This window comes from Rhodobium orientis (assembly GCF_003258835.1).
GTDB lineage: Bacteria > Pseudomonadota > Alphaproteobacteria > Rhizobiales > Rhodobiaceae > Rhodobium > Rhodobium orientis.
Genome location: NZ_NPEV01000005.1, coordinates 1 through 14078 on the forward strand (window position 1 = coordinate 1; position 14078 = coordinate 14078).

Genomic DNA, 14078 nt, shown 5'->3' on the forward strand with positions numbered 1-14078 from the left:
GCCGCCGCAACCGCCGCAACCGCTCCGACAAGGACGAGGCACGTGCCTCCGACGACGACGAGAACCGGCAGGACAGTTCCGACCAGGACGGCAACGATCAGGACAACCCGGACGCCGATGACGATGAGGGCGGCGACAGCCGGCCGGTCGCCGAGGCTTCCGACGTCGGTCAGGGTTCCGGGGAGGCCGGTGACACAGAGGTTCGCGACGCCCCGGAGGCGCCCGTTGCCGCAAATGACGACGACACGTCCGGTCCGGATGAGGTCGCCGGCGACGCGTCCGTTGCCGAGGAGACTTCGGAAGCGCCGGATGCCGGCGAGGCCGAGCCCGTTCGCGCCGAGGAGGCCGAAGACGTGCCGGCCGCCGAAGCACCGTCAGAGGACGACGATGCTGCTGAGGGCGAGGAAGACGACACCACGCCCGTGGCGGCGTCCGCTGACGGCGACGGAGAGACTGGCGAGACCCCTGGCGAGACCCCTGGCGAGACGCCGTCCGATGAAACGGACGACGACGAGGGCGAGGGCGGGACAAAGCGGTCCGGCTGGTGGCAGCGCCGCTCGTTCTTCTGATCGCGTAAAGCGCTCAGGCGCCACGCGGGCTTTACGGCGCATTCAACGCGGATGTTTCCGCGTTGAACACGAAGAAAAAAGGTAAGGCGCCGGCGCGCTCTTGCGCTTGCGGCGCCTGACGGCGTCGAGGGAGCCAAGGGCACGCAGGCGCACTGGCGCCGGCTATTTGAGCCAATTCTGGAGGCGGTCGCAGCCCTCTGCGATCGCCTCTGTCGTTCCGGCGAAGGAAAACCGCAGATAATTGTGGCCGCCAACCGGATCGAAATCGACGCCGGGCGATGCGGCGACGCCGGCCTCGAGCAGCATCTTTTGCGCGAAGTCCATGGAATCGTTGGAGAACCGGCGCACGCTGCCATACACGTAAAAGGCGCCGTCGACGGGAAGCAGTTCGTCGAAGCCGATCTCGGGCAGCCGGTTCAGCAACAGCCGGCGGTTGGCGGCGTAGCCCTCCTTGATCGCCTCCAGCGCGTCGGTCGCGTCGAAGGCGGCGACCGCGGCGCGCTGCGACAGCTCCGGCACGGAGAGATAGAGGTTCTGGCCGAGGCGCTCGATCGGCCGCACCAGCCGCTCCGGCACCACCATCCAGCCGACCCGCCAGCCGGTCATGCAGTAGTATTTCGAAAAGCTGTTGATGACGATGGCCTCGTCGGAAAGCGCCAGCGCCGTCTCCGCGCGGCCCTCATAGACGAGGCCGTGGTAGATCTCGTCGGAAATGAACCAGATGCCGAGCTCGCGGCAGACATCCGTCAGCGCCTTCAGGGCGTCGGGCTGGACCATGGTGCCGGTCGGGTTGGCGGGGCTGGCGACGAGAACGCCCTTCAGCGGCCTTTCGGCGTGGGCGGCGCGGATCATCTCCGGCGTCAGCGCCCAGCGGCTTTCCGCGGTCGTCTCGATCTCGACGGCCTCAAGGCCGAGGGCGGCGAGGATGTTGCGATAGGCCGGATAGCCGGGCGTCGGCAGCGCGACCCGGTCGCCGACGTCGAAGCCGGCGAGGAAGGCAAGGTTGAAGGCGGCCGACGACCCGGTGGTGATGGCAATCCGGTCCACCGGCACGTCGATCCCGTAGGCGTCCCGGTAGTGGACCGCGATACGCTCGCGCAGCGGCAGGATGCCGAGGGCCTCGGTGTAGCGCACCTGGCCGATATCGAGGACCCGGCGGGCGGCTTCCAGGACCGGGGCCGGGGCCGGCGCGCCCGGCTGGCCGACCTCCATGTGGACGATCTTGCGTCCGGCGGCCTCCAGCGCGTTGGCCTTGGCCAGGACATCCATGGCGTGAAACGGTGCGACATTGCATCGCGAGGACGGGGCGGGGGCGTTGGCGGACATGGTGGAAGTCCCTGCGGCTTGCACGCATTCCCCGCTGAAATGGGGGGGGGCAAATGCGCTTGCGCTCAAGCAAAATTGAAGCTCTTGCCGATGCGGCGGGTTTTGGGCGGCCGCGCGCTGCCCTATAACCCGGCGCCAGGATCACATACCCGTTGCCGAGCGATGTGACAACGCAGGACCGGCGGCCCAACACTGGAGAACACCCATATGAACCGTCTCGTGCGCGCCGCCGCTGCCGGCGTCCTCACGCTTTCCCTCGTCGCCGGCGTTGCCTCCGTCCAGGCTGCCGACGAGGTGTCCGATGCGGAACGCAGCCGCATCGAGGGCGTCGTCAGGGATTATCTCCTGAAGAATCCGGAGATCGTCCAGGAAGCGCTGGTCGCCCTGGAAAAGAAGCAGGAGGAGGAGAAGGTCGCAAAGCGCAAGGAGATGATGTCTGAGAACAGCGGCGCGCTGTTCGATTCCCCGCGCCAGGTGGTCCTCGGCAATCCGGACGGCAAGATCACCGTCGTGGAGTTCTTCGACTACAATTGCGGCGTCTGCCGGCGCGGCTACGGCGACATGATGAAGGTCCTGAAGGAGAACGACGACGTCAAGTTTGTCCTCAAGGAGTTCCCGATTCTCGGCCGGCCGTCCCAGGAGGCGGCGCGCGTCGCCATCGCGCTGCACCTCACCGATCCCGACAAGTATCTGGATTTCCACACCGCCATGTTCGCGCTGGAGGGCGGCGTCAACGAGGAAAAGGCGCTGATGGTCGCGGAGAACCTCGGCGCCGACATGGACGCGCTGAAGAAGAACATGGACAACCCGGAGATCTTCAAGACGGTGGAAGAGGTCTATACGCTCGCCAACGGTCTGGGGCTCACCGGCACGCCGTCCTATGTCGTCGGCACCGAAGTGTTCGGCGGCCTGATCGGCTACGAGCAGATGTCGAAGGTGATCGCCTCCATGCGCGAGTGCGGCGAGACCTCCTGCTGACGCCGGGGGCGCCTCCGGAAAACCCCTGCGGCAACCGTTTTCGCACCTGAGGCCGGCGGGGTCTTTCCCTCGTTCATGAGGTCCCCTATAAGAGCGGAGCTTCGTGGCGCGGTTCCGGCCGCGCCACCGTTAAAGGCTGCTCATGGCGATCTCGATCTATATCCTTAACGGTCCTAACCTGAACCGCCTCGGCACGCGCGAGCCGGAGATCTATGGCTCCACGACGCTTGCCGACATCGAGGCGGAATGCGCTCGCCGTGGCGACGCGCTCGGGATGGAGATCGACTTTCGCCAGAGCAACCACGAAGGCATGCTGGTCGACTGGATCCACGAGGCAGGGGACGCCGCCAAGGGTCTGATCATCAATCCCGGTGCCTATTCGCACACCTCCATCGCCTTGCACGACGCCATTCAGTCGGTCACCCTGCCGGTGATCGAAGTCCATATCTCGAACATCTTTGCGCGGGAGAGCTTCCGCCATCACTCCTATGTCTCGCCGGTGGCGCGCGGAGTGATCTGCGGAATGGGGACGCTGGGATACGGGCTCGCACTTGAAGCGCTGGCCGGAATGGTCGGCGGGGCGCGATCGTCATAACGGACAGGCTTAGATGTCATCAAAAAAACACGCGATCAATCAGGACCTCATCCGCGAACTCGCTGCCCTTCTCAACGAGACGGAGCTGACCGAGATTGAGGTCGAGCAGGACAATCTGCGCATCCGCGTCGCCCGCCAGACCCAGGTCGCGACCGCCGTCGCTCCGGGGCCGATGATTGCGCCGGTCGGCATCACCTCGCCATCGGGCAAGGCCGGGCAGGGCGCCGACGAGTTCGCCGACCATCCGGGTGTCGTCACCTCGCCGATGGTCGGCACCGCCTACCGCTCTCCGGAGCCGGGCGGGGCGCCCTTCGTTTCCGTCGGCGATACGGTCACCGAGGGCCAGACCCTCCTGATCGTGGAGGCGATGAAGACCATGAACCAGATCCCGGCGCCGCGCGGCGGCGTCATCAAGTCGATTCTGGTCGAGGACACCCAGCCGGTCGAGTACGGTGAGCCGCTGGTCATCATCGAGTGAGCGGCGCACCCATGTTCTCAAAAATCCTGATTGCCAATCGCGGTGAGATCGCCCTTCGCGTCCTCAGGGCGTGCAAGGAACTCGGGATCGCGACCGTCGCGGTGCATTCCACCGCCGACGCCGACGCCATGCATGTGCGGCTTGCCGACGAGAGCGTGTGCATCGGCCCGCCCTCGGCCGCCGACAGCTATCTCAACATCCCGCAGCTTCTCGCGGCCTGCGAGATCACCGGTGCCGACGCCGTGCATCCGGGCTACGGCTTTCTGTCGGAGAACGCGCGCTTTGCCGACATCCTGAAGGCGCACAAGATCAATTTCATCGGCCCCTCCGGCGACCACATCCGGCTGATGGGCGACAAGATCGAGGCCAAGAAGACGGCCGCAAAGCTCGGCATTCCGGTCGTTCCGGGATCCGACGGCGAGGTGCCGACGCTTGAGGATGCCCGCCGGGTCGCCAAGGAAATCGGCTATCCGGTGCTGATCAAGGCATCGGCCGGCGGCGGCGGGCGCGGCATGAAGATCGCCGAGACGCCCGACGACATCGAGATGGCATTCTCCACCGCGCGGGCCGAAGCGCGGGCGGCCTTCGGCAATGACGCCGTCTATCTGGAAAAATACCTCGCCAAGCCGCGCCACATCGAGTTCCAGGTGCTGGGCGACGGTCGCGGCAACGCCATCCATCTCGGCGAGCGAGACTGCTCGCTGCAGCGGCGCCACCAGAAGATCTGGGAAGAGGCGCCGTCGCCGGCGCTTAACGAGGAAGCGCGCACGCGGATGGGCGAGATCGTCGCCAAGGCGGTCGGCGACCTCGGCTATGCCGGTGCCGGCACCATCGAATTCCTCTACGAGGACGGCGAGTTCTACTTCATCGAGATGAACACCCGCCTGCAGGTCGAACATCCGGTGACGGAGATGGTCACCCGCATCGACCTCGTCAACGAGCAGATCCGGGTCGCCTCGGGCGCCAACATCTCGTTCTCCCAGGAGGACGTGCTGCCGTCGGGCCATGCCATCGAGTGCCGGCTCAATGCGGAGGACCCGCGGACCTTTGCGCCGTCGCCGGGCAACATCACCTACTACCACCCGCCGGGCGGCCTCGGCGTCAGGGTCGATTCTGCCGTCTATCAGGGCTACACGATCCCGCCCTATTACGACAGCCTGATCGGCAAGCTGATCGTCCATGGCCGCAACCGTGTCGAGTGCATGATGCGCTTGAAACGCTGTCTCGATGAGATCATTATCGACGGAATCAAGACAACGCTGCCGCTGTTCCGCGACCTTGTGGACCATCAGGACATTGCCGACGGCATGTACGATATCCACTGGCTGGAACGATATCTTTCGCAACCGGAAGATGCGTAGGGCGCGTTGACAGGGAGGCTCGCGGAATGCGGGCCCGGTCCGGCGGGATTGCGGCACTCGGGAATTCGGCAATAGCGGCTCATGGCAGGTTCTGACGACGTCGTTCTGGAAATCACGCCGCAGGTCCTGCTGAAAGCCTATGCCTGCGGCATCTTCCCGATGGCCGAATCGGCCGAGGATCCGGGGCTCTACTGGATCGAGCCGGAACTGCGCGGCATCGTCCCGTTCGAGCGCATCCACGTCCCGAAAAGGCTGTCCCGCACCATCCGCCAGGAAATCTTCACCGTTCGCATCGACAGTGATTTCGACGGCGTCATCGGCGGCTGCGCGGAATCGACGCCGGATCGCGGCAAGACCTGGATCAACGCCCGCATCCGCCGGCTCTACCAGGAGCTCTACGAGCTCGGCCACTGCCACAGCGTCGAGGCCTGGCGCGACGGGAGGCTGGTCGGCGGGCTCTACGGGGTGCGGCTCGGCAAGGCGTTCTTCGGCGAGAGCATGTTCTCGCGCGAGCGGGACGCCTCGAAGGTGGCGCTGGTGCACCTGATGGCGCGGCTGATCGCCGGCGGCTTCACGCTGCTCGACACCCAGTTCGTCACCGAACATCTGCGCCGCTTCGGCGCCGTGGAGATCCCGCGGCACGACTATCACGTGCTCCTGGAGGATTCCCTCAACGGCTTCGGCGACTTCTTCGCGCTCGACAGGGAAGCGGACGGCGCCGCCGTGCTCAAGGTGCTGGCGGACAAGGCGGGCCAGCGGCACCGGTAACGGCGCCGGCGGTTGCCCGAAACACTCTAACTTTTTGTTTTGACGCGCAGTCCTGTCCGAAAACCGGTCTCCGCTTTTCGGGAATACGCTCTAATCGGTCAGATTGAGTTGCGGCAACGGCTGTTGCTCGAACTCCTGTTGCCCCAGCGGCGGCTGCTCGAACTCCTGCTGACCCAATGGCTGCTGGTCAAACTCCTGTTGCTCCAGCGGCTGGCGTCCGGTCGGCGGTTCGGGCTTGGGCTTGGGCACGTCCGTCGGGGCAGGGCCGTTATAGTCGCTGCCTTGCTCGGCATTCGCCGGCGTCAGCTCGGTCGCGCGATCCTCGGCATCGGACTTGGACGCCTCGGCGGCCGGGGTGCCCGGCGGCGGCGGCACGTTGCTCTTTTCCTTGCAGCCGGTCAGCCAGATGTCATAGACGGCGTGCTCGACGGCGTGCAGGCCCGGGCTGGAGGCGAACATCCAGCCGGTGAAGATGCGGCGCACCTTGTTGTCGAGGGTGATCTCGTCGATCTCCACGAAGGTCGTCGTGCGCGGCGCTTCGGACAGCGGCCGCGTGTAGCAGACCCGCGGGGTGACCTGCAGGGCGCCGAACTGCACCGTCTCGTCGATATAGACATCGAAGGAGATGATGCGGCCGGTGATCTTGTCGAGGCCGGAAAAGACGGCGACCGGATTGGAGATCTTTTCCGCCTGGGCGCCGGCGGCGAACATGGCCGCGATCGCCGTTGCCAGAAGGGCAGGACGTAAGGCCCGGATCAGGCGGTCCTTGAGGAGAGACATAAGCCGCATGCGATCGTTCGTTATGTTGGCCGCGTGGCGCTCGCGGCCGCGCCGCTGCGATGACAGGCAAAGGGTCGCACCAAGGCGCCGAAACCGGCGCGGGGCGCTCGTGGAAACGCGCCGACATATAGCTGACAGCGTCCTTTGAGGGCAATATCTCGACGACTTCGTCAATACCGGGTTAACCAAAGCAGTCCTATGTCTTATAGCTGACGCAGCAAGGGAGCCGCGAGACCGGGTCGCAATGTTCCGCACACGCATCAAAGGCTTGATACGCACGCCGGAGGTTCTGGCGCTGGCATTTCTGGCGCTTTTCGCAGCCACGGCGCTCGCCGTCGGCAACGGCTCCGTGCTAGCCGCCGAGGCGGGCGAGATTGAGGCCAGGGCCGCCCGAATCGCGGGCGACGCCACCCGAACCCGTTTCGTCGTCGACCTGTCGGACGCCGTGGAGATCGCTCCCTTCGTGCTCGGCGATCCGCATCGAATCATCGTCGACCTGCCGAATGTACGCTTCTCGCTGCCGCCGGAGGCGGGCAAGGGCGGGCGCGGCCTGATCACCGGATGGCGCTACGGCAGCATCGCCCGCAACAAGGCCCGTATCGTCATCGATACCAAGGGCCCGGCGCTGATCGACAAGAGCTTCGTGTTGCCGAAGGTCGACGGCCAGCCGGCGCGCATGGTGCTCGACATCGTCACGGCGACCGAAGAAGCGTTTGCCGAGGAGGTGGCGCGCACCGCCAACGCGGCGCAGGCCGGTGCCGTGACCGCCGGCAAGGGCGACCGCCAGCCGATCCGCAACAAGGAGCGGACCCGTCCGCTGATCGTGCTCGATCCCGGCCATGGCGGCATCGATTCCGGCGCCGTCGGCAAGAAGGGCACGCTGGAAAAGGCCGTGGTGCTCGACTTCGCCAGCATCCTGAAACGGAAACTGGAAGAGACCGGCCGCTTCGAGGTCGCGTTGACGCGCTCCGACGACAGCTTCATCCCCTTGAAACAGCGGGTGGAAATCGCCCGCGGCCTGCACGCCGACCTGTTCGTGTCCGTGCACGCCGACTCGGTGCGCCAGGCCTATGTGCGCGGCGGCACCGTCTACACCCTTTCGGAGCGGGCCTCGGACCGGCTGTCCGCGCAGATCGCGCGCAACGAAAACCAGTCGGACATCCTCGCCGGCCTGGAGTTCGAGGAGGAGGCGGACGACGTCAGCGACATCCTCATCGACCTGACGCGCCGCGAGACCAAGAATTTCTCGGTCTATTTCGCCAATGCGCTGGTCGGCGAACTGCAGAGCGCGGTGAAGATGATCAACAATCCGCACCGCTCCGCCGGCTTCGTCGTGCTGAAGGCCGCCGACGTTCCCTCCGTCCTGGTGGAACTCGGCTACCTCTCCAACATGCACGACGAGAAGCTTTTGACATCCGACGAATGGCGGGGGCGGGCGGCTGATGCCATCACCGTGGCGATAACACGTTTTTTTGAGCCGCGAATCGCGCACCAGGATGCTGCGATAGACGGAAATTCGATAGCCGGTGTTGCGCCATCACAACAATAGTGCCACAGCATCACCACAGACTTGTCGATATTGAGCGATAACGGCATTCGGGAATGGTGGTCGGTCGTTGACCGGTCGACCCCGGTGCTGAGACAATCAATGGCACCGGCGAACGGAGCGGTTGGATGGATCCGCCCGAACCGGCGACAGGCACCGTACCGCCACCCTTATTGAAACGGCCGAGAAACGGCGCCACGGCGCCCGGGCGGCAAGCGACACGTACCAAGCGAGAATTACGGAAACCGGCGATATGAAGTTTTTCGTCAAAATGTTCGGCTACTTCTTCGGGATCGGCGCGGTCTTTTTCCTGATCGTCGCAGCGGGCCTGTGGATCGTGCTGAGCGATGCGACCAAGGACCTGCCCGACTACACGGCGCTGAAGAAATACGAGCCGCCGGTGATGACCCGCGTGCATGCGAGCGACGGCAGCCTGATCGCCGAATACGCCCGCGAGCGGCGCCTGTTCCTGCCGATCCAGGCAGTGCCGGAAATGGTCAAGAACGCGTTCCTGGCGGCCGAGGACAAGAATTTCTATTCGCATCCCGGCGTCGACATGATGGGTATCGCGCGTGCCGTGGTCACCAATATCAAGAACCGCGGCTCCAACCGGCGCATGGTCGGCGCCTCGACCATCACCCAGCAGGTGGCCAAGAACTTCCTGCTCTCCAACGAGTACAGCTACCAGCGCAAGATCCGCGAGGCGATCCTGGCGCTCAGAATCGAGCAGGCGTTCACCAAGGACGAGATCCTGGAACTCTATCTCAACGAGATCTATCTCGGTATGGGCTCCTACGGCGTCGCCGCGGCGTCGCTGCTCTATTTCGACAAGGCGGTGCAGGAGCTGACGCTGGCGGAAGCGGCCTATCTGGCGGCACTGCCGAAGGCGCCGAGCAACTACCATCCCTTCGACAACACCGAGGCGGCGATCGAGCGCCGCAACTGGGTGATCGACCGCATGGTCGAGAACGGCATGGCGACGGCCGAGGCCGGCGAGAAGGCCAAGCTGCGGCCGCTCGAAGTGACGCCGCGCACCCGCGGTCCGCACCTGTTCGCCTCCGACTATTTCGCCGAGGAAGTGCGGCGCCGGCTGCTCGACCGCTACGGCGAGCGCGGCCTCTACGAGGGCGGCCTGTCGGTCCGCGGCACGCTCGATCCGCAACTCCAGGTGCTCGCCCGCAAGGCGCTGATGGACGGCCTCGTCGAATTCGACCGCCGCCGCCGCGGCTGGCGCGGGGCGGTCACCACGATCGACCTCAGCGCCGGCGACTGGGGCCCGCCGCTCGGCAAGGTCGAGGCGCTGTCCGACGTGCCGGAATGGCGGCTCGCGGTGGTGCTGTCGTCCGGCGATGGCGAGGCGCAGATCGGCCTGCAGCCCAAGAAGCTCGTCTCCGGCAAGCTGTCGACAGAGCGCAAGCGCGCCGTCGTCCCGCTGGAACACGTCAAATGGGCGCGCTGGGAGAAGGGTCCGAAGCGCCGCCAGCCGATCCGGGCCGTCAGCGACGTGCTTGCTCCCGGCGACGTCATCTATGTGGAAAAGGACCCGGAAGGCGGTCCCGACACCTTCATTCTGCGCCAGGTGCCGGAGGTTTCCGGCGCCATCGTCGCCATGGACCCGCATACCGGCCGCGTGCTGGCGCTGGTCGGCGGCTTCACCTTTGCCCAGAGCCAGTTCAACCGCGCCACCCAGGCCTGGCGCCAGCCCGGTTCCTCGTTCAAGCCGATCGTCTATGCCGCCGCGCTCGACAATGGCTACACGCCGTCGAGCGTCGTCCTCGATGCGCCGATCTCGCTGCCCATGGGCAACGGCAAGATGTGGACGCCGAAGAACTACGGCGGCAAGTTCTACGGCCCGTCGACGCTGAGGACCGGCATCGAGCGCTCGCGTAACGTAATGACCGTCAGGCTCGCCAAGGACATGGGCATGCCGCTGGTCGCCGAATACGCCACCCGGTTCGGCATCTATGACGAGCTGTCGCCCGTGCTCTCCATGGCGCTTGGCGCCGGCGAGACGACGGTGCTGAGGCTGACCGCGGCCTATGCGATGATCGCCAATGGCGGGCGCAAGCTCCATCCGACGCTGATCGACCGCATCCAAGACCGCCGCGGCAAGACCATCTACAAGCACGAGGAGCGCATCTGCGACGCCTGCGAGGCCAGTTCCTGGACCGGCCAGGACGAGCCGGACCTGATCGACAATCGCGAGCAGGTGCTCGACCCGATGACCGCCTACCAGATCACCTCCATGATGGAGGGCGTCGTCCAGCGCGGCACGGCAACGCGGGTCAAGGCCGTCGGCAAGCCCGTCGCCGGCAAGACCGGCACCACCAATGACGAGCGCGACGCCTGGTTCGTCGGCTTCTCGCCGGACCTCGCCGTCGGCGTCTTCGTCGGCTACGACACGCCGCGGCCGATGGGGCGCGGCGCCACCGGCGGCCAGGTCGCTGCGCCGATCTTCACGGAGTTCATGAAGGCGGCCCTGAAGGACAAGCCGGCCGTGGAGTTCCGGGTGCCGCCGGGCATCAAGCTGATCGCCATCAACCGGCGCACCGGCATGCCGGCGAGCGGTTCGGGCGGCGACGTCATCCTGGAGGCCTTCAAGCCCGGCACCGGCCCGGCCGACACCTACTCGATCATCGGCTTCGACGGCTCGTCCGGCACCCTGCAGCAGGTCTCGCCGGCGGCGGCAAGGGCGGTCATTTCCTCGCCCGGCGGGCTCTACTGACAGCCTGCCACCCCGGCTTTCGGGACGTTTACAGGCAGCGGTCGGCTCGCTACATTCGCCGACCGCAGGAACCGGTGCCGTTTTCGCGCCGGCATCTGCCCGACTCAACCAACAACGAGCGAGTAACGAATGCGCGCCGAAGTGCAGAGCATTGTCGACGAAATCAAGCAGACGATCGGTCTGCTGAGGAGGCATCTTTGACTGGGATGCCGCAACCGCACGCCTTGAAGAGCTGAACGTCAAGGCCGAAGATCCCGACCTCTGGAACGACCCGGAGGCCGCCCAGAAGCTGATGCGCGAGCGTCAGCAGCTCGACGACGGCCTGACCTCCATCCGCTCGGTCGAGCAGCGGCTCACCGACAATATCGAGCTGATCGAGCTCGGCGAGATGGAGGACGAGGAGCAGATCGTCGCCGAGGCGGAAAAGGCGCTTGGAGACCTCAACGACGAGCTGGCGCGGCGCCAGGTCGAGACCATGCTGTCCGGCGAGGCCGACGCCAACGACACCTATTTCGAGGTCCATGCGGGCGCGGGCGGCACGGAGAGCCAGGACTGGGCCAGCATGCTGCTCAGGATGTATATCCGATGGGCCGAGCGGCGCGGCTTCAAGACCGAGGTGCTGGAAGTCCATGACGGCGAAGAGGCGGGCATCAAGTCCGCCACGGTGATGATCAAGGGCCACAACGCCTATGGCTGGATGAAGACCGAATCTGGCGTCCATCGCCTCGTTCGCATCTCGCCCTTCGACAGCCAGGCGCGGCGGCATACCTCGTTCGCGAGCGTGTGGATCTATCCGGTCGTCGACGACAACATCGAGATCGACGTGTCGGAAAGCGACGTTCGCATCGATACCTACCGGGCCTCCGGCGCCGGCGGCCAGCACGTCAACACCACCGATTCTGCGGTTCGCATCACCCACCTGCCGACCAATATCGTGGTGCAGTGCCAGAACGAGCGTTCGCAGCACAAGAACCGGGCGACGGCCTGGGCGATGCTGAAGGCGCGGCTCTACGAGGTGGAACTGCAGAAGCGCGAAGAGGAGGCGGCGGCGAGCGCGGCCTCCAAGACCGACATCGGCTGGGGCCACCAGATCCGTTCCTACGTCCTGCAGCCCTACCAGCTCGTCAAGGATCTCAGGACCAACGTGGAAAGCACCAACCCGAACGACGTGCTCGACGGCGCGCTCGATCCGTTCATGGAAGCGGCGCTGGCGCAGCGGGTGCTCGGCGAGGCGGCAAAGGAGGCGGCCGGCTAGGCTGGTTTCGCAATCAATGGCCTGAAGAAGGAAGCGGCGCTCGTGTGGCGCCGTTTTTCTTTTCGGATAGCGGGCTGGATTGCTTCGCTACGCTCGTAAAGACGTTGAAAGATTGAGCGAAATTTAGATCGCCGTCATTGCGAGGGTCCGAAGGACGGGGAGCGGCGCGTGACGCGAGCCTGGGCTGGCCGACGCGGCAATCCAGAAAACCGTCATTGCGAATGCCCTGACACGCTCCTTCAGAGCAGGTCGCCGAGCTTGCGACCGGCATTGAGGTAGAGCATCGGGTTGATGGTCTTCTTGCCGACGCGGGTCTCGTAGTGGAGGTGCGGGCCGGTGGAGCGGCCCGTGGAGCCGACTTCGCCGATCTTCTGGCCGATGACGACGCGCTGGCCGCGCTTTACCGAAATCCGCGACAGGTGCGAGTAGCGGCTCCTGAGGCTGCGGCCGTGGTCGATCTCCACGGTGTTGCCGTAGCCGCCCTTGCGGCCGGCGATGACGATCCGGCCGTTGGCGGTGGCGTTGACCCGCGTGCCGGTGCTGCCGCGAAAATCGATGCCGGTATGCATGGCCGGGCGGCCGAGAAACGGATCGATGCGCGGGCCGTAGCGGCTGGTGACGGCGGCGCTGTTGATCGGCTTCCTCAGCGGGATCGAGGTCGTTGCGTTGCGGATCTCCGTCAGCCGCGTGATCGCCGCTTCGGCGCGCCTAATGCGGTCGGCAAAACCGTGCGGCGACAGCGGCACGAAGGGGCCGCCGGTCGCTGTGTTGTCGCTCGCGCTACCGGCCGCCGGTTCGCTCCGGGCGAGGCGCACGCCGATCCGTTTCAGCACCTTTTCGAAGCGGTTGGCGTCGGTCTCGGCGGCAAAGGCGAGGGCGTCGAGCGCATGGCCCTGTTCGTGCAGCATCGTCGCCATGTCGGTGGCCACGGTGTCGAGCTTGCGCGAATAGGGCGAACCGTAGGTTTCGGGCGCGCCGGCGCGAGCTTCCTCGTTGGTGGGCAGGGCCATCGACGACTTCATCGGCTCGGCCGGTTCCAGTTCGCCGCCGATGCCGCCGGTCACGTCCGCATCGTCGAGGTCCGCGTCGGGCTTGGGCTGCGGTACGATGGTGGAAGCGAGTTCGATGCCGTTCTTGCGCGCCTGCTCGATCACCTGGGTGACCAGCACCTGGCGGTCGGACAGGGCGTTCTGCTTGGCGAGCAGCCTGTCGAGCTTGATCTCGAAGGATTCCTGGTCGATGAGCTGGCGGCTGGTGATGCGGTCGATCTCGGACCGCAGCGCCGCGATCCGGTCCTCATAGGCGTGCTGCATGCGGGCCTGTCGGGCCATCGCCGCGCCGATCAGGTCGTCGCGAAAGAACAGATACGTGGTTGCGCCGAGATAGACGACCGCGAACAGCGCCAGCAGGCCGGCGATGGCGCCGACCATCAGCGGGTTCACCGTCACGGAGGTGATCCGCTCACCCTTGGCGAAGATGATCTGGTGATGGTCCTTTCGGCGTCCGAAGGGCTTCGCCGAGGACGCTTTCGCAGATGCGGCCGCTGTCTTGGGTGAATCCGGGGCCCGGTTTTCCATGTGCTGTCACCGTTGGCGCTACGCGTTACAGGTCCGGACCGCCCGGCGGCGAACCCTCTCAAATCCCGGTGACGATTAGAAACCGTTAGGGTTAATTTTTGCTTTCGACCGGCTGTCAGT

The 14078-nt window shown here is 65.7% G+C and carries 10 protein-coding genes and 2 pseudogenes; 9 read left to right on the forward strand and 3 right to left on the reverse strand.

The window, feature by feature from the left end; genetic code table 11:
- A pseudogene (locus CH339_RS24560) lies at window positions 1–569 on the forward strand (hypothetical protein); the annotation flags it as partial.
- A 162-nt stretch (window positions 570–731) separates the two neighbouring features.
- Here CH339_RS24560 and CH339_RS03710 read toward each other — a convergent pair.
- Window positions 732–1895 (reverse strand): pyridoxal phosphate-dependent aminotransferase, encoded by a 1164-nt coding sequence (locus CH339_RS03710; RefSeq protein WP_111432942.1) that lies wholly within the window; start codon window positions 1893–1895, stop codon window positions 732–734.
- Between the two features lie 207 nt (window positions 1896–2102).
- On the opposite strand from CH339_RS03710, the gene CH339_RS03715 reads away from it, so the two are divergent.
- The 5 genes from CH339_RS03715 to aat all read left to right on the forward strand — a co-directional run bounded on the left by CH339_RS03715 (window position 2103) and on the right by aat (window position 6075).
- The gene (locus tag CH339_RS03715; protein WP_111432943.1) at window positions 2103–2873 is read left to right on the forward strand and encodes a DsbA family protein; all 771 of its coding nucleotides are present in this window, start codon (window positions 2103–2105) and stop codon (window positions 2871–2873) included.
- A gap of 142 nt (window positions 2874–3015) precedes the next feature.
- A complete protein-coding gene (gene aroQ, locus CH339_RS03720; RefSeq protein WP_111432944.1) occupies window positions 3016–3468 on the forward strand; it encodes a type II 3-dehydroquinate dehydratase in 453 nt (150 codons plus the stop codon).
- A gap of 13 nt (window positions 3469–3481) precedes the next feature.
- Entirely contained in the window at window positions 3482–3946 is a 465-nt protein-coding gene (gene accB, locus CH339_RS03725) for an acetyl-CoA carboxylase biotin carboxyl carrier protein (RefSeq protein ID WP_111432945.1), read from the forward strand.
- A gap of 11 nt (window positions 3947–3957) precedes the next feature.
- The gene (gene accC, locus CH339_RS03730; RefSeq protein WP_111432946.1) at window positions 3958–5307 is read left to right on the forward strand and encodes an acetyl-CoA carboxylase biotin carboxylase subunit; all 1350 of its coding nucleotides are present in this window, start codon (window positions 3958–3960) and stop codon (window positions 5305–5307) included.
- 81 nt (window positions 5308–5388) lie between these two features.
- Window positions 5389–6075, forward strand: a complete 687-nt coding sequence (gene aat, locus CH339_RS03735; protein WP_111432947.1) for a leucyl/phenylalanyl-tRNA--protein transferase — start codon at window positions 5389–5391, stop codon at window positions 6073–6075.
- A 186-nt stretch (window positions 6076–6261) separates the two neighbouring features.
- Here the strand turns inward: aat and CH339_RS24920 are convergent.
- Window positions 6262–6855, reverse strand: a pseudogene (locus CH339_RS24920) (DUF2155 domain-containing protein); the annotation flags it as partial.
- Between the two features lie 244 nt (window positions 6856–7099).
- Here CH339_RS24920 and CH339_RS03745 point away from each other — a divergent pair.
- The 3 genes from CH339_RS03745 to prfB all read left to right on the forward strand — a co-directional run bounded on the left by CH339_RS03745 (window position 7100) and on the right by prfB (window position 12381).
- Window positions 7100–8404, forward strand: coding sequence for an N-acetylmuramoyl-L-alanine amidase (locus CH339_RS03745; protein WP_111432948.1), 1305 nt, complete (start codon window positions 7100–7102; stop codon window positions 8402–8404).
- Between the two features lie 250 nt (window positions 8405–8654).
- Complete coding sequence (locus tag CH339_RS03750) at window positions 8655–11126, forward strand: penicillin-binding protein 1A (RefSeq protein ID WP_111432949.1); 2472 nt, start codon at window positions 8655–8657, stop codon at window positions 11124–11126.
- Between the two features lie 129 nt (window positions 11127–11255).
- Window positions 11256–12381 (forward strand): peptide chain release factor 2 gene (prfB, locus tag CH339_RS03755; protein ID WP_420825900.1). Its coding sequence is split into 2 segments (ribosomal slippage): window positions 11256–11321 and window positions 11323–12381, totalling 1125 coding nucleotides; the frame shifts between segments, so codons are not numbered across the junction.
- A 239-nt stretch (window positions 12382–12620) separates the two neighbouring features.
- Here the strand turns inward: prfB and CH339_RS03760 are convergent.
- Window positions 12621–13958 carry a M23 family metallopeptidase gene (locus CH339_RS03760; protein WP_111432951.1) on the reverse strand — a complete coding sequence of 446 codons (1338 nt, stop codon included), beginning with the start codon at window positions 13956–13958 and terminating at the stop codon, window positions 12621–12623.
- Window positions 13959–14078: the final 120 nt, after the last annotated feature.